The organism is Shewanella inventionis (assembly GCF_019931735.1).
GTDB lineage: Bacteria > Pseudomonadota > Gammaproteobacteria > Enterobacterales > Shewanellaceae > Shewanella > Shewanella inventionis.
This window is the reverse complement of record NZ_CP082926.1, coordinates 1567982-1592250: the sequence shown is the minus strand read 5'-3', so window position 1 is coordinate 1592250 and position 24269 is coordinate 1567982. Positions and strand designations below refer to the sequence as shown.

Annotated in this window: 21 protein-coding genes and 1 pseudogene; 8 read left to right on the top strand and 14 right to left on the bottom strand. The window is 42.9% G+C overall.

Annotated features, from left to right (window positions below; all coding sequences use genetic code 11):
- Nucleotides 1-480 precede the first annotated feature (480 nt).
- A pseudogene (locus K8B83_RS07230) lies at nucleotides 481-1263 on the bottom strand (sensor histidine kinase); the annotation flags it as partial.
- A gap of 110 nt (nucleotides 1264-1373) precedes the next feature.
- Here K8B83_RS07230 and K8B83_RS07225 point away from each other — a divergent pair.
- Entirely contained in the window at nucleotides 1374-2699 is a 1326-nt protein-coding gene (locus tag K8B83_RS07225; RefSeq protein ID WP_188741272.1) for an IS4 family transposase, read from the top strand.
- 10 nt (nucleotides 2700-2709) lie between these two features.
- Here the strand turns inward: K8B83_RS07225 and K8B83_RS07220 are convergent, their stop codons facing one another.
- The 12 genes from K8B83_RS07220 to K8B83_RS07165 form a co-directional block, all read right to left on the bottom strand.
- Nucleotides 2710-3252 (bottom strand): PAS domain-containing protein, encoded by a 543-nt coding sequence (locus K8B83_RS07220; protein ID WP_223419433.1) that lies wholly within the window; start codon nucleotides 3250-3252, stop codon nucleotides 2710-2712.
- A complete protein-coding gene (locus K8B83_RS07215; RefSeq protein WP_188740944.1) occupies nucleotides 3249-4661 on the bottom strand; it encodes a sigma-54-dependent transcriptional regulator in 1413 nt (470 codons plus the stop codon). Before K8B83_RS07215 ends, K8B83_RS07220 begins: the two co-directional genes overlap by 4 nt.
- Nucleotides 4662-4788: 127 nt before the next feature.
- Entirely contained in the window at nucleotides 4789-5997 is a 1209-nt protein-coding gene (locus tag K8B83_RS07210) for an FtsX-like permease family protein (protein ID WP_188740945.1), read from the bottom strand.
- Between the two features lie 22 nt (nucleotides 5998-6019).
- Nucleotides 6020-7333: an ABC transporter permease gene (locus K8B83_RS07205; RefSeq protein ID WP_188740946.1), complete on the bottom strand. Its 1314-nt coding sequence runs from the start codon at nucleotides 7331-7333 to the stop codon at nucleotides 6020-6022.
- A gap of 10 nt (nucleotides 7334-7343) precedes the next feature.
- Nucleotides 7344-8042, bottom strand: coding sequence for an ABC transporter ATP-binding protein (locus K8B83_RS07200; RefSeq protein ID WP_188740947.1), 699 nt, complete (start codon nucleotides 8040-8042; stop codon nucleotides 7344-7346).
- A gap of 106 nt (nucleotides 8043-8148) precedes the next feature.
- Nucleotides 8149-8370, bottom strand: a complete 222-nt coding sequence (locus K8B83_RS07195) for a hypothetical protein (protein WP_188740948.1) — start codon at nucleotides 8368-8370, stop codon at nucleotides 8149-8151.
- A 37-nt stretch (nucleotides 8371-8407) separates the two neighbouring features.
- Nucleotides 8408-9667 (bottom strand): efflux RND transporter periplasmic adaptor subunit, encoded by a 1260-nt coding sequence (locus tag K8B83_RS07190; RefSeq protein ID WP_223419432.1) that lies wholly within the window; start codon nucleotides 9665-9667, stop codon nucleotides 8408-8410.
- Between the two features lie 1874 nt (nucleotides 9668-11541).
- The gene (locus K8B83_RS07185) at nucleotides 11542-11829 is read right to left on the bottom strand and encodes a type II toxin-antitoxin system RelE/ParE family toxin (RefSeq protein ID WP_188740950.1); all 288 of its coding nucleotides are present in this window, start codon (nucleotides 11827-11829) and stop codon (nucleotides 11542-11544) included.
- A gap of 11 nt (nucleotides 11830-11840) precedes the next feature.
- On the bottom strand, nucleotides 11841-12092 hold the full coding sequence (locus K8B83_RS07180; RefSeq protein ID WP_188740951.1) for a CopG family ribbon-helix-helix protein: 252 nt from the start codon (nucleotides 12090-12092) through the stop codon (nucleotides 11841-11843).
- Nucleotides 12093-12465: 373 nt separating this feature from the next.
- Entirely contained in the window at nucleotides 12466-12714 is a 249-nt protein-coding gene (locus tag K8B83_RS07175; protein ID WP_188740952.1) for a PspC domain-containing protein, read from the bottom strand.
- 333 nt (nucleotides 12715-13047) lie between these two features.
- Complete coding sequence (locus K8B83_RS07170; RefSeq protein WP_373284949.1) at nucleotides 13048-13866, bottom strand: cobalamin-binding protein; 819 nt, start codon at nucleotides 13864-13866, stop codon at nucleotides 13048-13050.
- Between the two features lie 104 nt (nucleotides 13867-13970).
- A complete protein-coding gene (locus K8B83_RS07165; RefSeq protein ID WP_188740954.1) occupies nucleotides 13971-15008 on the bottom strand; it encodes a DUF2235 domain-containing protein in 1038 nt (345 codons plus the stop codon).
- Between the two features lie 132 nt (nucleotides 15009-15140).
- On the opposite strand from K8B83_RS07165, the gene K8B83_RS07160 reads away from it, so the two are divergent.
- From K8B83_RS07160 to K8B83_RS07150, 3 genes are read left to right on the top strand one after another with little or no spacing between them, the layout of a single operon-like run.
- Complete coding sequence (locus K8B83_RS07160) at nucleotides 15141-15683, top strand: hydrolase (RefSeq protein ID WP_188740955.1); 543 nt, start codon at nucleotides 15141-15143, stop codon at nucleotides 15681-15683.
- A gap of 57 nt (nucleotides 15684-15740) precedes the next feature.
- Nucleotides 15741-16730, top strand: coding sequence for a sulfotransferase family protein (locus tag K8B83_RS07155; RefSeq protein WP_188740956.1), 990 nt, complete (start codon nucleotides 15741-15743; stop codon nucleotides 16728-16730).
- Between the two features lie 18 nt (nucleotides 16731-16748).
- On the top strand, nucleotides 16749-17876 hold the full coding sequence (locus K8B83_RS07150; RefSeq protein WP_188740957.1) for an aspartyl/asparaginyl beta-hydroxylase domain-containing protein: 1128 nt from the start codon (nucleotides 16749-16751) through the stop codon (nucleotides 17874-17876).
- 86 nt (nucleotides 17877-17962) lie between these two features.
- Here K8B83_RS07150 and K8B83_RS07145 read toward each other — a convergent pair whose 3' ends face one another.
- Complete coding sequence (locus tag K8B83_RS07145; RefSeq protein ID WP_188740958.1) at nucleotides 17963-19537, bottom strand: tetratricopeptide repeat-containing sulfotransferase family protein; 1575 nt, start codon at nucleotides 19535-19537, stop codon at nucleotides 17963-17965.
- A 175-nt stretch (nucleotides 19538-19712) separates the two neighbouring features.
- On the opposite strand from K8B83_RS07145, the gene K8B83_RS07140 reads away from it, so the two are divergent.
- The 4 genes from K8B83_RS07140 (at nucleotide 19713) to K8B83_RS07125 (ending at nucleotide 24262) form a co-directional block, all read left to right on the top strand.
- Complete coding sequence (locus K8B83_RS07140) at nucleotides 19713-21041, top strand: ABC1 kinase family protein (protein WP_188740959.1); 1329 nt, start codon at nucleotides 19713-19715, stop codon at nucleotides 21039-21041.
- 64 nt (nucleotides 21042-21105) lie between these two features.
- Nucleotides 21106-21918, top strand: a complete 813-nt coding sequence (blaDIM, locus tag K8B83_RS07135; RefSeq protein WP_188740960.1) for a DIM/SIM/IMP family subclass B1 metallo-beta-lactamase — start codon at nucleotides 21106-21108, stop codon at nucleotides 21916-21918.
- Between the two features lie 63 nt (nucleotides 21919-21981).
- The gene (locus K8B83_RS07130) at nucleotides 21982-22359 is read left to right on the top strand and encodes a VOC family protein (protein WP_188740961.1); all 378 of its coding nucleotides are present in this window, start codon (nucleotides 21982-21984) and stop codon (nucleotides 22357-22359) included.
- A 196-nt stretch (nucleotides 22360-22555) separates the two neighbouring features.
- Nucleotides 22556-24262, top strand: coding sequence for an RluA family pseudouridine synthase (locus K8B83_RS07125; RefSeq protein ID WP_188740962.1), 1707 nt, complete (start codon nucleotides 22556-22558; stop codon nucleotides 24260-24262).
- The last annotated feature ends 7 nt before the right edge of the window (nucleotides 24263-24269 follow it).

Genomic DNA, 24269 nt, shown 5'->3' with positions numbered 1-24269 from the left:
CTGCGAAACCACCCATGTTTTCGAAGGTCATAGCCGCGATTACATCCGCCGTATAGCTATCTTCGATTCAACCTTGTTTGTTAAAAGAACTAACGCATTTCTGGACAAAGGCATGTTAGCTACTGTCTCATGGTCCTAACTTTAATATCGTCCTAACTCTAACGTCGTCCCGGCAATGCTTTTGAGCCGGGACCCAGGTGTTTTGCTTTTTATGATTTTAGGCAACGATACTCAATGAAATCGCTTCTATGACACGCGGTAAACCCATCCATGGGCGCTCTGCGAAAACATCCATGTTTTCGAAGGTCATAGCCGCGATTACATCCGCCGTATAGCTATCTTCGATTTAACCTTGTTTGTTATTTAAAGATTTAACGCATTTATGGACAGAAAATGGTTTGAGGGACAAGAGTGTTTTTATAAATGTTTACCCTGACCCCACTAAATTTTGACCCCACTAAATGTTTTCACTAAATGTTTTTACTGTGAAGGCAACCAGACTTTGACACTTAAACCGCCTTCTACACGGTTTTGCATACTAATTCGGCCACCGTGGGCTTCGATTATTTCGCGGCATAAAGGTAAGCCAATACCAGTACCCGACTGCTTAGTTGAATAAAACGGTAACAAGGCTTGCGACAATACCTCGGTCGACATTCCGCTACCCTGGTCTTCGACTTTAACCAATAACCCGTTAACGGGATGAGTTACTTCTTCAAACATTAACGACACTGTGTCGGCCTTAGCGCCAGACTCGTGAGCGTTTTTAAGCAGATTGATAAAAACTTGCTCTAATTGCACTGCATCTAGCTCGATTGGCATCGTAGGTAAAGGGGATAACAGGTTAAATGGATATTGCTGCGCTAATTGCTGAGTCATCTTAGCCCAATCAATCAAGGTTTTTTGTGGCAGCGGTAATTTAGCAAACTGTGCATAATGAGAAATAAATTGGCTAAGGTGTGTGGTGCGGTTTTCGATGGTATCAAAAATTAATTGTAATTTAGGGTTATCTAAATGCTGAGTTAAATGCTTACCCGAGTTAACCATAGACGCAATGGGCGCCACCGAATTATTCAGCTCATGGCTAATAATCCTTATCACCTTTTTCCATACGGCCACTTCTTGGCGGTTAAGCTCTTTTGTGAGCTGTTTGAGCAAAATTAAATGGTGTTGTTGGTTGTTTTGGGTAAAGCGCCCACGTGAAATATGCCAGGTTTCAACATCACCACTGTCGGCATGGCTGTCGCTTACCTTGCCACCCTCAATCGAAAACAGCCCTTCTTGCTTAACACCGATCAGTTAAGAAACTGATCGGTTGACAGCAAAAATGATCCTACGAAAATGACTCCTTCTTTTGAACGGAGTTATTTTTTATGCTGTCTAACTGGCTTATTGATACTGAACTACTTGCTGCCCCCGAAGAACTCTCTATCTTTCAAAAAGAATTGCCATTGGAATGGATTGAACAGGCGTTAGAGCTAACCAACAAAGCAAGTATTAGGCGCAGAAAACTTCCTGCAGAATTAGTCGTTTGGCTCATTGTTGGCATTGGCCTCTATCGAAATCGTTCCATCGCCGAAGTCGTCTCGAAGCTCGACTTAAAGTTAGTTGATAAGCTGGGCGAAACCGTTGCACCAAGTGCTATCCCGCAAGCCAGACAGCGACTTACAGCCGCTCCCCTTAAAGCCCTTTTTAATATCACTTCTAAACACTGGTGTCATAGGGAAGACAGCCAAGATACATGGCATGGTCTTCAGTTATTTTCTGTTGACGGAACGACATTTCGATGTGCAGAAAATACCGAAAATTCAGAGCATTTTGGCTATATCAGTAATCAGCATAGGAAGCAGTCCGTATACCCAGTAGCCCGCTTATGCGCACTCATGTCATTACGAAGTCGTATGATAAGAGATGTAAAATTTGGTCCGTGTAGTAAAGGCGAAATTAGTTATGCTCGAGAGCTAATTGAATCAGTTCCAGCTAATTCTCTCACTATTTTTGATAGTTGTTACTTTAGTGCAGATCTTATGACAAGTTGGTGGGGAGTCAACCCAAATAGTCATTGGCTTACTCCACTCAAATGTAATACACGCTTTGAAGTTATCGAGCAATACGCTGATAACGATTATCTAGTTGAAATGCCAGTATCACCACAAGCGAGAAAAAAGAACCCAGAGCTACCTGAAAAGTGGCATGCAAGACTAGTGACCTATCAAGAAAAATCCCAGGACAATCATATTACAGGTGTGCTGAGCTCATTAACCAATACAAGCAAATATTCCTCTCAAGATATATTAGATGTCTATTTCGAACGCTGGGAGATAGAAAATGGCTATGGAGAAATCAAGCAATATCAACTTGATGAGAGTATTTTACTAAGAAGTCAGACCGTTGAAGGCGTTTATCAGGAGATTTGGGGAATGCTGATTGCGTATAACTTGATCAGAGTTGAAATAAGCCAAATCGCTAAAGAGGCAGAGGTGTCACCATTGCGGATTAGCTTTGTAATGGCGATGCGTTATATACAGGATGAGTTGATGTGGTGCGCAATTGCTTCGCCAGGAACGATCCCTAAAAAGCTCAAAGCAATGAGGGAAAACGTTAAACAATTTATCTTGCCCAAAAAACGAAAACGGCCCAAAAGTAGGACCGTTCGAATTAACAAAACTCGCTATCCAGTTAAGAGAAGAAACTCTTAACTGAATGGTGTTACCCTTCTTGCTCGCTTTTTAACGCAGCTTTTAATGTGTCGGGCAACATGACCGCCAGTTCAGGTAGCAGCATACCTTCTATCTTCACGCCCTGATGAAATAAATGCCTGGCAGCACCATTGGCATAAATAATCCGCTGCGAATCGTCAATTAATAACATCACATTAGGCGAATTTTGGATCACCTTATCGAGCATTAGCTCACGCTGATAAATAAATTGACGTTCACTGCGCAGCTTTGTTGACGCTTGGTTGTATAGACTCACTAGCGCATCTAATTGTGGCTCGCCGTAAGAATGCAACGACACGCTAAAATCATTATCTTTAAAATTAAGTAAACCGATTTCAAGTGCTTGCAAGCTATCGCTTAATCGTTTTGTTAACCAGGTTGTGCAAAAATAGCAGACTACCAGCATCACAATCAGCGCTAACCATAAGGCGGTGTCCCCCAGACTAAACCACACCAGCGCGCCACAAAGTCCCCCTAGCAGGCAACTAAGCATATTGGCTAGCACCAGTTTAGTTCGCAGCGACAACATCATGATTTTGTATCTCGAATACCAAATTTATCCATACGACGATACAAGGCCTGACGGCTTAAACCAAATGACTTAGCCACTCTGGCAATAACACCATTATGCTGAGTTAATGCTGCTTCTATTTGCTGTTTATCGGGCTCATTGATTAAGGGCGCATTATCTTGTTGTTCAACTAGCGAAGTAGAATAAGATTGGCTTTCATGATTATGACTTGACCCCGCTTCCATTTGACTTGTAGGCAGGGGAATTAAGCCAAAATCATCAATTGTTAATTGTGTTGACTTAGCTAGCAATGCAGCCCTTTTACAGGCATTTTCTAGCTCGCGTACGTTACCAGACCAGCAATGATTAATTAACGCCTGCTGAGTCGATTTATTAATAATAAACTGCTCACCCATAAAATGGGTTACCAAGGGTAAAATATCGTCTTGGCGCTGTTTTAGGGGTGGCACACTGAGCTCAATTACGTTTAAGCGATAATATAAGTCTTCACGAAAACGTCCATTAGCAATGTCATCGGCAAGATCAGCGTTAGTCGCACTAATCACGCGTACATTCACTTTGCGCGTTTGATGACTACCTAAACGTTCAAACTCACCCGTTTGTAGCACCCTAAGTAGTTTAACTTGGCCAGACAAGGGTAAATTGCCAATCTCGTCTAAAAATAATGTGCCACCATCGGCGGCTTCAAAACGACCAACGCGAGTTTTATTCGCTCCGGTGAATGCCCCTGCTTCTGCACCAAACAGCTCAGCCTCGAGTAAATCCATTGGTAATGCACCAATGTTCACTTTAATAAAGGGGTTGGCTTTTAACGGTGAATTAGCCTGTAAAATATCGGCTATTTTGTCTTTACCCGCGCCATTGGGGCCCGTGATCATCACTGATACATCTGAGCGGGCGACTTGCAATGCAAGGTCAACACAACGCTGCATGGCGCCGCTGGCAAATACTAAACCGCATAAGTTTGCGTCATTAATGGCCGACATACGGTCACTGTGGATTCGGCTTAACTGATGGTTTTGTTGAGACAGTCGATAGATAGACAATAAGTTGCTTATACTGTTTAGCAACTTGGCATCATCCCAGGGTTTGCCCATGTAATCGGCAGCGCCCGCTTTAACCAACTCTACTGCGGTTTCTAACTGGGTCCAGGCTGTCATCAAAATAATGGGTAAATTGGGCTGTAACTGACGCAAGGCATAAAACAGCTGTTTGCCCTCTTCGCCCGAGGTGGTATCACGGCTAAAGTTCATGTCTTGAATGACTAAACTGATCTCTTTTTTGCTGACAATATCCATAGCCGCTTCAGGTGAATGACAAAAAATAGCATGGTAATCATGCAGCTCAACCATTAACGCTAACGCTTGGCAAACAGCATGATTGTCATCAACAATTAAAATAGTATCCATTAGAGTAGGCTTTAGTCCATTTAGGTTGTCGTAATTCAAAAACAGGATATTATATTCATTAACAATAACATGACAGAAGAACTCACGGTCATGTTATTGTTAAACGTAAGCGACGCAGTTTAACAAATTACACACTGCGCGTTGCCAGAGCAGGTGAAATATTTGCCGCTTTAGCTGCCGGTACGATCACCGCAAGCGTTGTCACCACCAGCAAACCAATTACAGACAGAATCGGATAAATCACAGGTACCATAGGTAAGCTGTAAAGCGACATTAATTGCTGCCCAAGCACTAATGCCAACATGCCACCTATCACACCACCGACAATACATATCAAATAGTTTTCTACCATAAAGTATTGAATAATATCGCGCTTGCGCGCTCCTAGTGCTCTACGTGTGCCTATTTGTTTAGTGCGGCGTTGAATATTAAACATCACCATACCCGTTAACCCTAGCGCAGTAATTAATAACAGTAACACCACCATAATACTCAATACGGTCGCCATTAAACGATGGTTACTGTAGCTTCTGTCCCGCAGCTCAGCCACGGTTTGAAAATTATCGAGAACCCTATTTGGGTTTTCAGCATGAAAAGCCTTACGAATGGTCTCTTCCAACCCTTTAATATGTTCAGGTAAAGCTCGTACCATGTATGATTTGTTGCTGCTACTGCCACCAAAATCGATATTCTGAATCACACTGTATTCAAAGTTTTCATGATCGACCCAGGCACCTTGTAACTTATCAACGACACCAATAATGGTCACGGTTTGCGTACCTTGATACATGGTTTTACCCAGTGGAGATTCATCCCCCCAAAAGGCTTTAGCTAAAGGTTGCGACACCAATGCCAACATGCCACTGTCATCCAGACCGGTATTAATTTCGTCGGCGCTAAAGTTTCTACCCGCAATTAACTTGGCTCCCATCACATTTAATAAATGCTCATTACCTAAATAAAAAGCAAAACCTGGGGTACTTTTAGCAGTATCTTCATCAGGGCCATCTACATATCTATCCATCCAACCGCTGTCGCTTAACGGCAACATATTGCTGTAGCTGGCATCAATAACATTGGGCAAAGATCGTAAAATCTGCTGATCGACTTGGTTTTGCTTCATGTTATCGATGCTTGGGTCAAAGTTATACACACTAAACGTCAGTATTTGTTCTTCTGCATAGCCCGACTCACGCTGCATTAACGATAATCGTTCATTAATAATGAAACTGGCATTTGCGACTATCGCAACAGATAAAATAATTTGTAATAACAATAAAATAGGGGAACTTTTACTGCGCATTAAACTGGATAAAATCGGCTTGATATGTAACATAATGATGTCCTTATTAAATCCATTATTGTGCTTTTAAATACACACTCGGTTTAGTGCGGCACACAACCCATGCTGGGTAGATACCCGCTATTACCGCAGTAGAAATAGCAATAAGCGGGGTGATAAACCACATACTCATATCAAGCCCTATCAAACTTTGGTCAACTTCAAAATAAGCATGTAACGCAGTTAACGAACCGAAGGCCCATAGCAAACCAACTACTCCACCAATAAAACCAATCATGCTAACCTCAACCATATACTGACTAAAAATTTGTCCTCTGCTGGCACCAATGGCACGTCTAACTCCCACTTCAGGCGCACGCTTTAAAAACTTAGTCAGTAACAATCCAAGAATATTCACCAAGCACACACTTAAAAACAGCAGGCTTAACCCAACGAGTATTCTGGTATCTTTAGGCACAACATTGTTGTCTTCAAGCCACTTTTCTACATGGCTAATTTGCACCAACTCTGAGGGCGTTTTGGCTGAGTCGGTAAAACGCCCCATTGTGCGTTGTTGCTCAACATAACGGGTTAACCAAGCTAAATAGCTTTGTTTTTGCTCTTGATTGCTAAGCTCGGTCCAAAATTGAATCCACACTTTTTCAGAGAGTAATCTGTCGTTATAGGTCAACATTGGTTCAAATTTCCAGCCACTGGTGTTTCCCCATACATCGAATTCTTCTTGAGCAGTTAACGAAAAAGGAATAAAGATTTCTTCTGCATCATTAAAAGCACCATTAAGCGGGTCGTAATATTTAGGTTGCGGATTCCAGTCTTCAATTACGCCAACAATTTGGTATGGCTTACGGTCTAAAAATACCGTTTTACCTACACTGTTTTTACCTTCAAAAAAACGTAAATTGAGTTTTTGGCTAATCACTACTTGATACGCAGGGCGTTCATCAACGCTCACATCCCAATAGCTGCCGTATAAAAATGGCACCGAAAAAATCTTAAAAAAGTCTCTATCTGTCACCCTAACACTTTGCAACACTGGCTCAATTTTAGGGTTGTCAGACTGCATCGCCAAACCAGTACGAAAGGTTGCAGCTTTGAAGCTCAGCTCATTGTTATTACGCAAGTTCATAGCATCTGTGTAGGTCATATTTGAGCTAAACTCATCCCAGGTGTCTAACCCTTGGCTCCATAACTGCACCGAGTTTATCACCTCACTGCGATCGCCCGCGGGGTTATAAGACATGGTTTTATATACATTAAGAGTCGTAATAGTAATACCAATACCAATTGAAATAGCTAACACCATTAACATGGATAACATCGGCGTTTTACGAATGCTTCGCCAGGCTAAATCGCAATAATAAAAAAACATGATGTTCCCCTTAACGAGTGCCAGTTGCAGCAGGTTGGTACATCGAAAAATCACACACCTGACCATCAACAATTTGAATATTTCGCTGAGCTCTACGGGCCAATTCAGGGTCATGGGTCACCATAATAATGGTGGTGCCTTGCTGATTAATATTCTCTAAAAGCTCCATCACCTGGCGCGCCATTAAGCTGTCTAAATTACCGGTTGGTTCATCGGCGAGTAAAAACCGTGGCTCCCCCGCTAACGCTCGTGCAATCGCGACCCGCTGCTGTTGCCCACCAGAGAGTTGCGTCGGTAAATGCTTCATTCGCGCACCTAAGCCGACTTGCTCTAAAGCTGACTCTACTCGGCGCTTACGCTCGCTGGCATTCATGCCCCGATAACGTAGCGGCACTTCAACATTTTCGGCTAAATTAAGATCGGGAATTAAATTAAACCCCTGAAAGATAAAACCAATTTTTTCATTACGCACTTTAGCGCTGTGGTTATCACTTAAATTAGACACATTCACCCCATCAAGGCTGAACTCTCCGGTGGTAAAGCCTTCAAGCAGACCTGCAATATTCAAAAAGGTGGTTTTACCAGAGCCCGATGGGCCTGTTACTGCAACAAACTCGCCTTCATTCACTTCAAGGTTAAAGTCACGCAGCGCATGGGTTTCAACTAAATCCGTTTTAAATACCTTGTTGATATTTTTCATCGATAACATATTGGCTTCCTTGGTTTATTCGGTTGTTGCATTCCAGAGCTTCTACTGCGAATGTCTTATTAGGCTGAATTCGAATACTTAAATTGAATGCTTAAATTGAATGGGGCTAAAACTGCAGCTTAACCTTAAGCATGTCGTTAATATTAATGTGCAAACTAACCGCTGAATTGATGTCTATTAATCGCGTGCTGGCATGGCTGCTGATATCAATTATCTGCAAACTAACTGATAACCAATCTGTATTATTATCAATGCGATAACTAGCAGCCATTGCCAAAATAAATAACGCCACTAGCGCAATAAGCTGTCTACGTTGAATAAAAGTCATAGAATGTCCTTACTCAGTTGAGTGTCTATTAATCTGTTTATCGAATTTGAATGGTAGGCTCATTTTTAAAGGTTTCGGTGCCAGATATCACCCAAACATCTCCTTCTTCACCGCCTTCAATCACTTCAACCTGGCTCATACTGCGTGCGCCCAATTTGACGTTTTTTTTATGCGCGACCGCATCGTTAACGTGATACGCCACTTCGCCACCAAGGTTGAGAAAGTCGCCGCGTTTAACCATTAATACATTGGGTCTGTTTTCCAGTAACACTCTGGCAGACAATCGTTGATTTTGACGTAACGATAACGTGTTACTGTTAGCAAAACGCACTCTGGCAGTCACTTCGCGATTACGCACTTCGGGTGAAATAGACGACAATTGGCCAACCACATTTTCGCTACCAAAACTGAGCTCAACATCCATGCCTAACCCCAGTTCATCGGCATAAGACTCAGGTACAGCAAGCTCTGCTTCAAAAGCGGTTAAATCGACCACTGTTAAAATTGGCTGACTAGCACCAATTCGGGCTTTTTGTTCCACCAGCCAATTACCAATAATGCCGCTAACCGGTGCGATAATATTAAGCGCATTCGCTTGGCGTGTGAGTTCACTCACCACTAAGGCCTGACGTTGTACTTCAAGGGTGCGGTTTTTAATTTCAAAGCTGAGGGTGTCGCGCATCAGCTCAACTTCTTGCTGGGCGTGTTTATGCAATAATTTGGCTTTATGTAGGTCATCTTTGCTTTTTTCAAAATCGATTTTACTGATCAAACTCGACTCAATCAGTTGATCGCCACGACGGCTTTCACGATCTGCGGCTTCTAAATCCACTTTGGCCATGTCTAAAATCTGGCTAACACGCAGTTGCTCACGGCGGGCATCTAATTTAGCCCGCTCAAGGCTGCCTTGCATACCTTCAAGTAATGATTGCTGTTGCTGCAACTCGCTTTGCAAACGTGGGCTTTCAACCTTCGCCACCACCTGCCCGAGTTCAACCTCATCACCCGGTTGGCTTAATAGCGTCACCACGCCTTCTTCAGTGCTGTATAAAATGGGGGCATTGGCGGCGACAATTTTACCGGTAGTAGCAATGTCACGCACCAAGGTGCCACGAGTAATGGTGGCTAAGCGTAAATCGGCACCATCGACCGAACGCTGGTTACTGTCATGACTAAAACTCGCCCACACCAACGCGCTCATCAAAATGGCGCCGCAACCTATCATCAAAGGCAGGCGCAATTTACGGCCAGCGGTAGGTGTAACGACAGTATCTTGGCTACTTGTGTCTTTAATCATCTCAAATCCTTAGGTAACACGTTGACAGCACGTACTACGTCACGTTTATATCTAAGATATAGCACAAGCTATGCCAATAGTTATTTATTGTTATTTTTCATAACGATAATAATAAAACAAGAGAGCCGAACACGTTAAAAGTGTCCGCGGACAGCGTTAAAAACTGTCCGGTAATGGGGAAAGTGTCCGAGCGGACACTTTGGATTACTTTGTACTTATGTACTTTTTGTACCTATGGCCTGCGGCCACTAACGCTTAAGGCTGCAATCCCCCCCTGCACTGGCCAAATAAGGTGTCGTCCCGGCAATGCTTTTTAGCCGGGACCTAGGTGTTTTGTTTTTTATGGCCTGCGGCCACGAATGCTTGAGGCTGCAATTCCCCCCCCTGCACTGGCCAAATAAGGTGTCGTCCCGGCAATGCTCTTGAGCCGGGATCCAGGTGTTATTTTTGCTTTGAACATTTGTGCAGGATTTGCTGTGAGTGACTCTGCTTTACTGCTTTATTGTCACACTAGGTAACGATACTCAATGAAATCACTTCTATGACACGCGGTAAACCCATCCCTGGGCGCTCTGCGAAAACATCCATGTTTTCGAAGGTCATAGCCGCGATTACATCCGCCGTATAGCTATCTTCGATTTAACCTTGTTTGTTATTTAAAGATTTAACGCATTTATGGACAAGGCTTGAGAACTACCTTCTCGTCGTCCCGGTAAGGCTTTTGAGCCGGGACCCAGGTGTTTTGCTTTTTATGGTTTTCGGCCACGAATGCTTGAGGCTGCAATTCCACCCTGCGCGGCCAAATACGGCGTCGTCCCGGTAATGCTCTTGAGCCGGGACCCAGGTGTTTTGCTTTTTATGGTTTTCGACCAAACCAGATCAAGAGTGGCCAATGGAAATAGACCAACTAGAGCTATTAACTCAAACAAAACTAAGATGTTAGGCAACGATACTCAATGAAATCACCTCTATGACACGCGGTAAACCCATCCATGGGCGCTCTGCGAAAACATCCATGTTTTCGAAGGTCATAGCCGCGATTACATCCGCCGTATAGCTATCTTCGATTTAACCTTGTTTGTTATTTAAAGATTTAACGCATTTATGGACAAGGCTTGAGAACTACTTTCTCGTCGTCCCGGTAAGGCTTTTGAGCCGGGACCCAGGTGTTTTGCTTTTTATGGTTTTCGGCCAAACCAGATCAAGAGTGGCCAATGAAAATAGGCCAACTAGAGCTATTAACTCAAACAAAAATAAGATGTTAGGCAACGATACTCAATGAAATCACTTCTATGACACGCGGTAAACCCATCCATGGGCGCTCTGCGAAAACATCCATGTTTTCGAAGGTCATAGCCGCGATTACATCCGCCGTATAGCTATCTTCGATTTAACCTTGTTTGTAATTTAAAGATTTAACGCATTTCTGGACAAGGCTTGTTAGCTACGTTGAAGACTCTTATATGTAAGGTACAAAACTTATTAAAACGTGGCGTCAGCATCCAAGCTGCTGTTGCTTGAAGTATCACAAGTAAAGGCCCTTGGCGTAGCTCGAATACACCAGGAATACAGCAAGCACGGAGTAATGAGTATCTGAAGAAAGCAGGATTATATTCACTAAGAGATGGATGGATCGCAGTTCACTCTCAAAACCAAGAAGCGAACCAGAAAGTGAGTTAGGTCATTTCTTTAAAGAGAGTAAATTAACCGCCCTCGGCAACATGCTCCTGCGTTGTTCTACCTCCTGAATCTGACCGCCATGGATTGCGGGAATGCCATGTTGATGCCTGGAGCATCATTGGCCATTCAGTCGTGTGCGGAGCCGCATGCAGAGTGGTGTGGGGGCTGGAGGCTAGATACCTCTAGCTAACTGATTACAAGTCTTTTTCAATTTCTTTACCATGCCAGACTCGAAGAATAAAAATAGTGTCTTCACCTAATAGATACCTCACTGTGTAATTAGTGATGAAAAGATCTCTAACTTTTTCTGGATCTGGTGACCTTTGAACTAGCAAGCCTATTTTAGGTAAAGCCTTTAGATTTTCAATGCCTGCAATTAATCGATCAGCAACTCGTTTAGCAGCATACGGGTTGTTAACTTTGATGAACTCTCTAAGCCGAACCAAATCACCAATTGCCTCAGGTGAATACTGTATATTCATAATTTAGGAGGCTATAATTCGTCTTTAGTTCCCCAGCTTTCTAGCCATGCAGTAACTTCATTGCCATTTATAGCTTTACCAGATTTTATTGAGTTTAAAGCTTCTAGTGTATCTTCCCAGCGTGACTCTTCCATTGACTGCCGTTGCAAAAACTCTTTAATAGCTTGATTTATAATATAATTTTTAGATCTATCTAGTTTTTTCGCTAAATGTTCTAGAGGTATTTCAACCTCAGAATTTAGACGGATACTTGTAACACCCATATGCCACACCTCTATTTGTATTTACTTGTACTACATTTTAGTACAAATTATGAGGCCGAGTATAACTTGTAGCGAGCCAGTATAATTACTCGTTTTCAAACTTATTTTGATTAAAAAACAAACAATATCTGAGTTTATATTTTGATTCAATTGTTTAGTGGTGTTCAGATTATTATTTCACAAGTAGTTTTGTTGTTTTTTCAGTCCGTTTGAGGGGAATTAAGGCGGGTTTGTCGCGTTTTTGAGGTAAAAGGGTATCCCCTTCATATTGCATCGCGTGTTGTAGCTTTTCTATGGCTAATACTGTACCTCATCATTTGAATACTCTGTTTAAGACAATATCTTTATACAGCGTCATCGAAGACAAAGTGCCTTATTTTCGTTGTCGTTTCTTTCGTCGTAAGTCTCGAGCCATCGCGTCTGTCGTCGGATATTTGGGTAGCACTAACCACAAGGCAATATAAGCGAATACGGGAATGGCAAAAAATAGACTAGTTAACAAAAATGCTAACCTAATGCTGTTTTTTCGTAAATGATAATACTCAGCAATACCTGAGCATACTCCTGCAATGATTGCAGATTTGCCACGTGTTAGTACTTTTATATCGTCTAGACTTTCCATGTCACCTCCAATTCGCGGTTAACGTTTTTTGTATTCATGCTTTAAAATGTTTGCAGAGTTTAAATCACTTATTGGACTAGGCCGATAAGTAACTTTTTTATTGATCATATGATGCTTTACCCTTTACTCGGGTGTGGGCGAAGCTCAACGACGTTAGTGGCCGCAGGCCATAAAAGCAAACACCTGGATCCCGGCTCAAAAGTATTGCCGGAATGACGCCGTATTTAACCCTTGCAGGGTGGAACCTTGCGATCTTATTTCAAACGAAGCTTGAACACTCTGGAGTGGCCGTAGGCCATAAGAAACCGTGCCCAAACTCATCAGTTTTACCATTTACCCTCTTACTTTATCCAACGCCTCGCAAACTGCATTAACGCCTAAAATGGCTCTTGGGGTTGCGCGGTGGAGTAAATCTGCATCGAACTGGTAAATATGCTGTTTTTTAACTGCGGGAAGCTCTGGCCAATCGGCCCAATTAATGCCTAATACGTTGCCTTCATCCTGGCTTTGTAAAATCACTTCAGCACCAGTGAGTAGCACATTTTCGATGCTAATTTGTGGGTACTCACTCGCAGCGTCATAAAACACATTTTCACCATGACACACGTCAATCAAGTTTTGGATCCAACTGCCTTTCGCCACCGTCATCAATGGGGTAGACCACAATTGATAGAACACTTTTACCACTGGTTTAGCTTGGTTTTGCTGTTTTATATCTGCTAATTGTTGACGATAATCATCTGCAACTTGTTTGGCCTTAATTGAATGTCCTGTCAATTTACCAAGCAGTTCAAGGTCGCTCGCGACGTCAGCTAATGTTTTAGGATCGCTATTTACAATGTTAAAGCCTAAACCTTGCAGTTGCTTAATGTCTTCCATTTTATTGCCGCTTTGCCATACCACAACCAAATCGGGATTTAACTCAATCACTCGCTCTATTTGCACCCCGTATGAACCGCCAATGCTGGGGATTTTTTTGGCTTGTTCTGGGTAATCAGCATAATCAGTTGTAGCGACGATAGAATCACCCGCGCCAATGGCAAAGAGCATTTCTACACTTTGAGGCGACAAGGCAATAATTCGTTTAGCTGGTGACACTGCGGGGTTGTCTACAACAGAAATCTCATTTGCATACGCTGTTACCGACACAATTCCTGTAAAAATTAGCGTAATTGCCAGACTTAACGAATAAAATAAACGTAACAAAACAATATCCTTACACAACAAAAATGGGACGGTATAACGCCTTAAATGGCTTATTCGACCAGTGTATCTGGCCAGCCATGGTTATCAATATAATTAACTAAATTTTTAGGTCGATAATTGTTGTCGTTCAACCAACGGGTTTTTACCGATTGGTGCAATAAAATCGGTACTTGCTGTGGGTCTAGTTTGCGAATAAAACGTTTTTTAATTCGATAAAAGCTACGATATGAATCATGAATCTCCGCCATCGCATTCGGCAATAACCTATCGACTAAGTGTGGTTCCACGGTTAAATTAACGGCTCGAGCTTGATTTATCATCCATTGCAACGAAATGTCAGACAAACTAGTGCCATCAGTATTAGGGGTAATACTCCCACCAATGTTGCTATGCGCACCCGCAAACCACACTTGTTGAATATCTATGCTCGTTCGAGGCGCCCAAATAGTCGGTTCAAAATCACTTCTATGTTCATCTAATGCTAAAGCATGACGCGCCACCTTAACATTGCGACCAAGTTTGGTATCGTAAAACTCGTCTTTATCTTCAAATAACCCTAAAAATGACACCGGGATCCCCATGGCCCCCACAGTGTCCCAAACACCGACAAACGCCACTTCGCGCGATGGATGTGAATGCTGCTGCCTAAACTCAACCGAGCGCTCACCTTCTGGTGAAAACGGTTTACTCTTCATTTTATAGTGGTCAAATGCTTGTTGAATCAATTTGGCATCTGGCCTAATCACAATACCGCAGTTATTAATTAAGCCGCACAAACAGCGCACAGTGTAAGCGCCGCGACTAAAGCCAAACAGATGGATTTCATCACCAGGGGAGTAGTTTTGCACTATGTAACGGTATGCATCCATAATGTTTTTATGTAAACCACGGCCAGTTGCACCGCCAATCATAGCGTCATGGTATGAGCCAATCCCCCAGTCATAAAAAACCTGCTGCGGCACGCCATCACCACCTAGCGGTTTAATCGCTCTGGCAAGTTTGAGCACATTGGTTGCATGATCTTTTTCAAGATCCTTTTCAGGCCGATTCCATGTACCATCGGCACAAATCACAATACGTTTTTTCATCACAGTCCCAGCTCCCTGCCTAAGTCGTCCAGCCATAGTCATCTTGCTATCACTATAGACTAAAAGCCTATTTGAACACGCCTGAAAATACTCAATACTCGTCAATGAACTCTCAGCAAAAGGAATCGCGATATGTTAACCGCAGAGCAAAGTGTACTGATGATTGTTGACGTGCAAGGCAAGCTTGCCCAAGTGATGCAGCAATCTGAACAATTACATCAAAAACTGGCTGTATTAATTCAAGGGGCACAACTTTTTGATATTCCAGTTATTTGGCTAGAACAATTGCCTGACAAGCTAGGCCACACCAGTGAAGACTTGGCACAAATACTCTCAAAAACCACTCAGCCTATCGCAAAAGAGCACTTTAGCGGTTGGCATTGTGATGAGGTAAAGCAACAACTCAACACATTAAACCGTCGCAATGTTATTTTAGCTGGGATAGAAACCCACGTGTGTGTTTACCAAACCTGCCAAGATTTACTCGAGCACAACTTTACCGTGCATGTGGTGAATGACGCGGTGTCATCAAGAGAATTAGAAAACAAAACCCTTGGAGTACAAATGATGCTAAACGATGGCGCAAAACTCACTAACGTTGAGTCGCTATTGTTTGAGTTACAACATGTGGCCCAAGGCGATCGCTTTAAGGCATTACTCAAACTGATAAAGTAGCCATATAAGATCGGTGTGGGTATGATGTAAAAAATATAACAATAACATCATACCGCTATGCACCAATTTGATCGGCCCATTATTATTTTATCCGCGCCACGTTCTGGCAGTACCCTACTGTTTGAAGTGCTGTCAAAAAGCCAATCGCTGCATACTATTGGCGGTGAAAGCCATGCATTGATTGAAACTATTCCTAAACTCAATATTGCCTATCGTCAGTTTAGCTCCAACGCCTTAAGCGCAGACGATATTGACGAAGCATTACGTAACCAGCTACAACAACGCTTTAGTGATGAGCTGCGAGACAGTAAAGGCCAAAAGCCTAAAACATCACCGGTTAGGCTGCTTGAGAAAACCCCAAAAAACAGCTTGCGAGTTGATTTTTTTAACGCACTATTTCCAGATGCCTTATTTATCTATCTAGTGCGCGAGCCAAAAGAAAATATCAGCAGCATTATGCAGGCCTGGCGTTCCAATAAATTTGTCACCTACCCTAATCTTCCTGGGTGGGATAAACGCCACTGGTCTTTGTTGTTGCCGCCAAACTGGCAACAACTTAATCAACAACCGTTGCATAATATCGCAGCATTTCAATGGCAAGCGGCGAATGATGCCATTATGAGTCAATTGCAAAGGTTGCCATCTAAGCGTTGGTGTATGTTGTCGTATGACCAGTTAATTTCTCAACCTGAACAAACAGTTAATGCACTATGTGAGTTTGCTGGTATTGAGTTTGACCCAGATTTAGCCAGCATATGCAGCCAACCTTTACCGCACTCGCGCTACACCATTACCACGCCTAAAGCCAATAAGTGGCTAGACAATTATCACGATATTGAAAAAGTGTGGCCGACCATTGCTGATACACTTAGTCGTATTAATCAGCAATTAAGCGCACACGGCTACCCCGTTTTTGAATCACAATGGCAACAGCATGATATAGCGCCGCCACAACCTACGGTTAATGTTGGCTCTGTGCCTCGTAATAGTCCTTGCCCATGTGGATCAGGTAAACGCTTTAAACAATGCCATGGTGCGTTAAGTTAATAAAAAGAGAGTCATATAATGAAGTTACCTCATGAATTTTATCAACTCCCTTATCACTTTGATGTGGCGACACTCATTGAAGAAATCAGCCAATTTACCGAAGACGATTGGGTAACCCACCATGAGGGCTTTAAGGGTAATTCGGCCATTCCGTTAATCTCGGTCAACGGCGAATTTAATAACGACTTTAAAGGGCCAATGAAACCAACTGCGGCCCTTGAAAAATGCCACTACATTCAGCAAATACTAGCCTCGTTCGGAGAAGTGCTTAGCCGCTCACGCCTAATGCGTTTAGCGCCAGGCGCACAAGTGCCATTGCATTCAGACATTAATTACCATTGGTATAAGCGCGTTAGAGTGCATATACCTATTACCACCACCGAACAGGTGCAGTTTTACTGCCATGATAAGCAAGTGCATATGGGCGCTGGAGAGTGTTGGATTTTCGACTCGTGGAAACTGCATAAAGTTGAGAATAATAGTGACCAATATCGGGTTCATTTAGTGATTGACCTAGCAGGTTCAAGTGCATTCTGGCGTACAATATTTCAACACTCACGGTCAATTGCTGATATATCATCTACACAACTCAACAAGCAATTTATTGGGGTTAACCCAAAAGCGGCAACCACCTTTGCTACAGAGCAATTTAATGCGCCGATTATCATGCCTATTGCAGAGGTGGAGTTTTTAACCAATGAGCTATTAACAGAAGTGAAAAGTAATCCGCAAAATTCTGAGGCCGAGGTCACTGCATTTTCATTCGTTATCGCTGAATTTATCGCCGATTGGCGCATACTTTGGTTACAATATGAATCCACTAAAACGGGTTGGCCACGCTATCATGCACTACGAGAACAAACCATGATAAAAGCAGTGCAGTGTGCAAAAACTCTGCAACTTAGCCACTCTGGCTCAGCCTTAAAAGCCTTTGAACAACTCGTCATTGTTGCCTGCATGAATGTAGAGTTAAGTGACCAGCATACTCTTGCCAAACAAACTGTTGCGGCCCCCAAAAATACCTCTAGCTCAGCACCTGTAAACGCTTCGTCAACCGCACCTATAATTGCTCCACCATCACGCAATAACCCGTGCCCATGTGGTAGCGGTGAGCGTTATAAAGCCTGTCACGGAAAGCTAGCTTAAATTCAATACATTTCTTATCCAGAGTTGAGGTTAACATTAAGCAGAAATGGCGCCATGAGGCGCCATTTCTTTCAGCTAGATTTAAGTTACGCAAAAAATTGCAATGCAGCTTTATTGGCAATAACCTCTAGCTCTGCAATTTGATCAGGTATAAAAGCTTTATACTTGTTTGCTTGGCCTATCGCTTTAGGGTTCATCGGTTGCCTCACCTGGCTGGCACTTGGCGTTAGTACGGCACGTTCTGACTCATAAAACGTAAAGCATTGGGCTTGTGTGGTGAGCGCACAGTAATCCAATATTCGCTGAATTTGTGGCTCAGGATCTTGTACTAATTGTTCAAAACAAACATGTAATATCTCATTTGGGTACAAGCTATCCCAATGTTTCATGATGTCTAAATAGTGTTGCCAATAACTTGAAATCCCAGCGAATGAATACGAATAGTCGTGGCCAAAGCTAAAAAACTGTTTAAACACGCTCAAGCCATTGTCTACGGTGTTACGGACCACGTTAATGATTTTAGCTTGAGGAAATAACGTTTTAATTAACCCTATATGTAAAAAGTTGTTGGGGTTTTTGTCAATAACATACGTTGGACTATCAGAAAAATAATGATTAATTTCTGCTAAATAGCGCTGACGGAACTGCTCAATATGACGGGCAGAAAGCTGACTTAGATTTGCATTGTAGCCCCCTGACATATCCATTTGCAGCGCGAATCGCTCCATAAACGGTAGCTCATCAGTAGCGCCTACTTGAGTATGACACGCCAAAATTTGCTCAACTAATGTAGTGCCAGAGCGAGGCATGCCAACAATAAAAATGGGGATTTGTTCACAGCTAGGCAATTCATTAATGTGTGGTGAGGGCGTATGCCCAAGTAGCGACAGCACAATACTGGCAAACTGAGTGTGTTTAAAGGGTCTATGTTGCGCCATGATTTGGTTAGCCAACAACATAGACTCACAGGCTTTATCTATTTGTTTAGTTTGCTCGTAGGCCTTGCACAAAGCAAAATGCACTAGCGCTAAGTTTTGCTGACTTAGCGATTCGTTAATGGCATAACCTTGTAATAAGGTTAAATCATCATGAGTGAATCGATATTGCTTTAAGTCCGCTAGACTCCAATACCCCACCCCGACTTGTGTTGGGTTTAATCGGTTATATTGATGGTAAAAATGAGCCGCTTTTTCGGTATCGCCTTTGGCTTTATAAATATGCCCTAAATTAAGCTGTACCGCTGGGTCGGTAACATTATGGGCAACACACCATTTAAAACACTGTTCAGCTAAAGCCATATCGGCCACTTTTGTGGCAACTAATCCAAGTTTATAGCGAAATTTAGCCGTGTTTCCTTGTGTGTGAATCAATTGCAGCAAATATTTTTTTGCTAAAAAGAAGTCTTGTTTCACTTCAGCAATGGTCAACAATCCCGTCAAAACAGGAACCGCTCCTGGCTCAACTGCAGCAGCACTTAAAAAGTAACCTTCAGCCTCAGAATATTGCTGCTGCTGTAAATGAATTTGGCCTAATAAACATAATGCACCTATATGTTTATCATCACGTTTAATCACTTTTCGGGCGTACATTCTGGCAGATGATAAATTTTTAGATTGAAACAGCGCTTCCGCTTGGCTCAAATATTGTTCAATAATACTCAAACTAGGGTCCTTATTTTTATTTTGCTCACCCAAAGAACGGCTTAAATGCCTCAACTTTCAGAGTAACATAGAAAACAGTAAAAATTGACCACACAACATGGACTATTTGAACGAAATACCCCATCGATGCGTACAATTAACTATTCGCGCTATTGCTGTAACAAAGTGAGTTGTAATGAAAAATAATGAAGCCAAAGTACCAACCGGTCGATTTTCTCGTTTAACTAAAATGGGAGGGCTTGCTTCTCGCCTTGCTGGCAATGTATTGCTTGAAGGCGCAAAGCAATTTAGCCAAGGTAAATCGCCGTCTATACAGCAATTGATGATGACCCCTACCAACATAGGGCATGTGGCCGATAAGCTTTCGCAACTTCGCGGTGCAGCCATGAAAGTAGGCCAAATGCTGTCGATGGATGCAGGCGATCTCGTGCCGCCAGAGCTAGCAGAAATACTCGCTAAACTACGTTCTGATGCTAAAGCCATGCCACACAAACAGCTCACTCAGTTGCTAGTTCAGCATTGGGGGCCTGACTGGTTAGCGCCTTTTGCCCAATTTGAGCTTCACCCTTTTGCCGCGGCATCAATTGGCCAGGTGCATTTAGCATACTTAGATACTGGCGAAAAAGTAGCGATTAAAATTCAATACCCAGGGATCCGCGACAGCATAGACAGCGATATTGATAACGTCGCCAGTTTATTAACAGTCTCACGGCTCATCCCTGCAAACGTCAAGCTCGATACCTTACTCGCACAAGCAAAAGCGCAGTTACACAATGAAGCCGATTATCAATTTGAAGCCGAGCAAATTGCACTTTACCAGCAACAACTAGGTGACAGCTCAAACTTTATTGTACCTAAGGTGTACCAGCAATTGAGCAACAAAAGTATATTGTGCATGCAGTATATAGAGGGGGTTGCCATTGAGTCGCTTGTAAGTGCACCGCAAGACGTCCGCGACTCAGTAGCCAGTGCCCTAATGGAGTTATGCTTTAAAGAGCTATTTTGTTTTCAACTGCTACAAAGCGATCCTAATTTTGCCAATTTTCAGTATCAAGCACAGAGCCAAAAAATAGTTTTACTCGACTTTGGAGCCACCCGCGCCATTAGCGACACCTTATCACAAGGTTATATGCAACTAATGCAAGGCGCGATTGCCCAAAATAAACAACAAATGGCGATGGCTGCACAGCAAATAGGCTTTTTTCAAGATGAGATAGACCCGCAACAAAAACAACTGATCATCGACATTTTTTACCAGGCCTGTGAGCCATTGCGCACCCAAGAGGCATATCACTTTGGCGAAAGCGACCTAGCAAAAAGGATTACTCAGGCAGGTAAAGCCATGAGCACACAACAAAATGAATGGCATACACCGCCAACCGATGCTATTTTTATCCATCGTAAATTAGCAGGTATGTATTTATTGGCGGCAAAACTTAACGCCAAAGTGAAGGTTAATCAGTTGTTTTTAGATGTAACGCGCTTAAGCAAACACAACGCCTAGCGCTATTAACACCCTATAACTTGCTACTACACTGCAATTGCCAAGCTTAACAACAGGACGCCCTATGCTTATCGGTAATATTACACGGCCATCTCGGGTTATTTTTTGGGTGTTATGTCTATTTAGCTCAAGCACTTTTGCCCTTAGCGCAGCGCAAAACTCAACTCAACAACTCACTAAGTCGATTAGCCAAACTGCTGAGTTATCAGTGTCATTGATAGCTAAAAATGTGTATTTACATAGGTCGTATAAAACCGTTACCGGCTTTGGGTTAGTTGAATCAAACGGCCTAGTGGTGGTGCAAGGCAAACAGGCGTTTATTATTGACACACCCTGGACAAATAGCGATACCGCTAAGCTTGTTGATTGGATTACCCAGCAAGGGTTAACCACTGTAGCGAGTATCTCTACCCATTCCCACGAAGATCGTGCTGGCGGTGTGGGTTACCTTAATAGCAACGGCATTGCCACCTGGGTATCTAATGACACACAGGCCATATTAACGGCAAACCAACTGGCCACAGCAACACACACATTTGCTGCTAATAAACACATTTTGCAGCCTCAACTCATTGAAGTTTATTATCTAGGTGCAGGACACACGGTCGACAACCTAGTGGTTTGGCTGCCAAAGCAACAAATATTATTTGGCGGCTGCTTAATAAAATCATTGAGTTCACGCACTCTAGGCTATACCAGCGAAGCAGACCTAAAACAATGGCCTGTGACAGTGGCAAAGTTACAAGCACAATTTACTGAGGCTAAAATGGTTGTCCCTGGGCATGGCAAAATCGGTGATTCTACACTGCTAAGTCACACCATAGAGTTACTGTCATACGAGTCTCACGCCAACACTGATTTAAAAATGCAGCATTAAAAACCATACAAAAAAACAGTCGTTAATTTATAGTTCAGTTGAACTTACACAAGGAGAGTTACCATGTTTAGTCACGTTATGCTCGGCGTTAATAATATTGAAACGTCAAAAAAATTCTATGACGCCACTTTAGGCGCTTTAGGCATCGCCCCCGGAAAAATTGACCCAAAGGGACGTTGCGTTTACATGACGCCAACCGGCATCTTATTATTAACTAAGCCAATTAATGGCGAGCCAGCATGTCACGGTAATGGCTCAACCCTTGGTTTTGCTGCAGAAACCCCAGCATTAGCCGATGCATGGCATGCTGCGGGCGTTGCCAATGGCGGCACAGCCTGTGAAGACGCGCCAGGTGTGCGTTCAGCCCCAGGGATGGACTTATATCTAGCTTACCTTCGCGACCCAGATGGCAACAAACTGTGCGCTCTGCACAGAATGTAATTAATCCCAATCAGCATAAGAATGTGATTACTTATTAATTCTGATCGGTATAACCTCAGTTAACTCCGTTCAGTTAGCGTAAAGAATGATGGCCTGCCTCATCCACAGGCAGACCATCACTTTAATCTCTGATACAGATGCATTACAGACTACGAAGGGGTAAAATAGCCGCCTTTTTGTGTTGTGAGTGTATGTAATGACTGTTAACGACCCATGTTTTATCTTTTTTAATGACAGCATTGCCCATCACAGCTTACCAGAGTCTTTTACTTTTCCGTTTTACTATCAACCTCACCCTATTTGTATTCAGGCTGCCGAGCAGCTGCAACAAACCATGCTTGAAGTTAATCCATGGCAACATAACTTTGGATTAGACAGTAGCACCGATTGCGGTATGGTCATCGGTAAAATGTTTGGTGTGTTGGTGGTGAAAAATACACAAGGGCAACTTGGCTTTTTAGCGGCGTTTTCAGGCAAATTAGCCGAGCAAAATATCTTGCCGCCTTTTGTGCCGCCGGTGTTTGACATGCTCACTCAAGACAGCTTTTTCAGCGTTGAAAACAAACAGATTAACCAAATTAACCAGTTACTCCACCAGCATGAAAGCGCCCCGCTACTGGCCAACTTAACCACGCAGTTAACTCAGCAGCAACAGCAAGCAGAACGTGAGCTTGAGCAACAACGCAACGCAATTGTCGAAGGCCGTAAACAGCGTAAACAGCAACGCGAGCAAGCAGATACTGCATTAATACAGGCCGATATCAGCAGTGATGAGCATAAAACCTTATCAATTGAGCTTAGCCGTCAAAGCGTGCTGCAAAAACATCAGCTCAATGCATTAAAGCAGCAATGGCAAAGCCAAATCACGGCAACGCAAACCCAGCTAAATGAGCTGCAACAACAAATAAAACAGCTTAAGCGCCAACGCAAACAACTGTCTAACAGCTTGCAAAAAAAGCTGTTTGCACAGTATCAGTTTTTAAATACCTTGGGTGATGCACGAGACTTAAACGATATATTTAACGATGCGCCAAACCATTTGCCGCCTGCGGGTGCTGGCGAGTGTGCAGCGCCCAAATTATTACAATATGCGTTTAAACAACAGTTAACGCCTGTCGCCATGGCTGAATTTTGGTGGGGCGCATCGCCAAAATCAGAAATCAAACAACATCAAAATTACTACCCTGCGTGCCATGGCAAATGTCGACCTATTTTAGCCCACATGTTGACGGGCATGCAGGTTGACGCCGACCCATTACTGATTAATCCAGGTAAAGATCTGCCCATTGATATTATTTACCAAGATGAAGTGATGGCGATTATTAATAAGCCTGCTGAATTATTATCGGTACCCGGTAAAAACATTATCGACAGCGTGTTTAGCCGTATGCAGCAACAATTCCCCAATGCCACGGGGCCGTTGATTGTGCACCGCCTTGATATGTCTACATCAGGTTTAATGGTAATTGCACTCACCAAAGAGGCTAATAAAAATTTACAGCAACAGTTCATTCAGCGCAGCGTAACCAAGCGTTATATTGCGTTAATTGAAGGTGTGCCAGACCAAAATGAAGGCGATATTAGTTTGCCGCTGAGGGTAGATTTAGACGACCGACCTAAGCAACTTGTTTGTTATGAACATGGTAAGCATGCACAAACCCATTGGCAGATTTTTAAGCGTCAAGGCCATCGAACGTTGGTGCATTTGTACCCTAAAACAGGCCGAACACATCAATTACGCATGCATTGTGCCCATCACGATGGCCTAAACATGCCAATTGTCGGTGACGATTTATATGGTATTGCCGCCAACCGCTTGCATTTGCATGCTCAATATTTAGCGTTAACGCATCCTGAGTCAGGTGAAGCAATGGTATTTGAAGTAAAAGCGGATTTTGAATAATTCAATA

What these genes read in the sequence shown, in the direction of transcription:
- K8B83_RS07150 (WP_188740957.1), top strand. Translation starts at nt 16,749, where the DNA reads ATGAAGTTACCTCATGAATTTTATCAACTCCCTTATCACTTTGATGTG.
- K8B83_RS07205 (WP_188740946.1), bottom strand. Translation starts at nt 7,333, where the DNA reads ATGTTTTTTTATTATTGCGATTTAGCCTGGCGAAGCATTCGTAAAACG.
- K8B83_RS07185 (WP_188740950.1), bottom strand. Translation starts at nt 11,829, where the DNA reads ATGAATATACAGTATTCACCTGAGGCAATTGGTGATTTGGTTCGGCTT.
- K8B83_RS07165 (WP_188740954.1), bottom strand. Translation starts at nt 15,008, where the DNA reads ATGAAAAAACGTATTGTGATTTGTGCCGATGGTACATGGAATCGGCCT.
- K8B83_RS07130 (WP_188740961.1), top strand. Translation starts at nt 21,982, where the DNA reads ATGTTTAGTCACGTTATGCTCGGCGTTAATAATATTGAAACGTCAAAA.
- K8B83_RS07215 (WP_188740944.1), bottom strand. Translation starts at nt 4,661, where the DNA reads ATGGATACTATTTTAATTGTTGATGACAATCATGCTGTTTGCCAAGCG.
- K8B83_RS07225 (WP_188741272.1), top strand. Translation starts at nt 1,374, where the DNA reads ATGCTGTCTAACTGGCTTATTGATACTGAACTACTTGCTGCCCCCGAA.
- K8B83_RS07190 (WP_223419432.1), bottom strand. Translation starts at nt 9,667, where the DNA reads ATGATTAAAGACACAAGTAGCCAAGATACTGTCGTTACACCTACCGCT.
- K8B83_RS07160 (WP_188740955.1), top strand. Translation starts at nt 15,141, where the DNA reads ATGTTAACCGCAGAGCAAAGTGTACTGATGATTGTTGACGTGCAAGGC.
- K8B83_RS07125 (WP_188740962.1), top strand. Translation starts at nt 22,556, where the DNA reads ATGACTGTTAACGACCCATGTTTTATCTTTTTTAATGACAGCATTGCC.
- K8B83_RS07140 (WP_188740959.1), top strand. Translation starts at nt 19,713, where the DNA reads ATGAAAAATAATGAAGCCAAAGTACCAACCGGTCGATTTTCTCGTTTA.
- K8B83_RS07180 (WP_188740951.1), bottom strand. Translation starts at nt 12,092, where the DNA reads ATGGGTGTTACAAGTATCCGTCTAAATTCTGAGGTTGAAATACCTCTA.
- K8B83_RS07210 (WP_188740945.1), bottom strand. Translation starts at nt 5,997, where the DNA reads ATGTTACATATCAAGCCGATTTTATCCAGTTTAATGCGCAGTAAAAGT.
- K8B83_RS07220 (WP_223419433.1), bottom strand. Translation starts at nt 3,252, where the DNA reads ATGATGTTGTCGCTGCGAACTAAACTGGTGCTAGCCAATATGCTTAGT.
- blaDIM (WP_188740960.1), top strand. Translation starts at nt 21,106, where the DNA reads ATGCTTATCGGTAATATTACACGGCCATCTCGGGTTATTTTTTGGGTG.
- K8B83_RS07200 (WP_188740947.1), bottom strand. Translation starts at nt 8,042, where the DNA reads ATGTTATCGATGAAAAATATCAACAAGGTATTTAAAACGGATTTAGTT.
- K8B83_RS07155 (WP_188740956.1), top strand. Translation starts at nt 15,741, where the DNA reads ATGCACCAATTTGATCGGCCCATTATTATTTTATCCGCGCCACGTTCT.
- K8B83_RS07175 (WP_188740952.1), bottom strand. Translation starts at nt 12,714, where the DNA reads ATGGAAAGTCTAGACGATATAAAAGTACTAACACGTGGCAAATCTGCA.
- K8B83_RS07195 (WP_188740948.1), bottom strand. Translation starts at nt 8,370, where the DNA reads ATGACTTTTATTCAACGTAGACAGCTTATTGCGCTAGTGGCGTTATTT.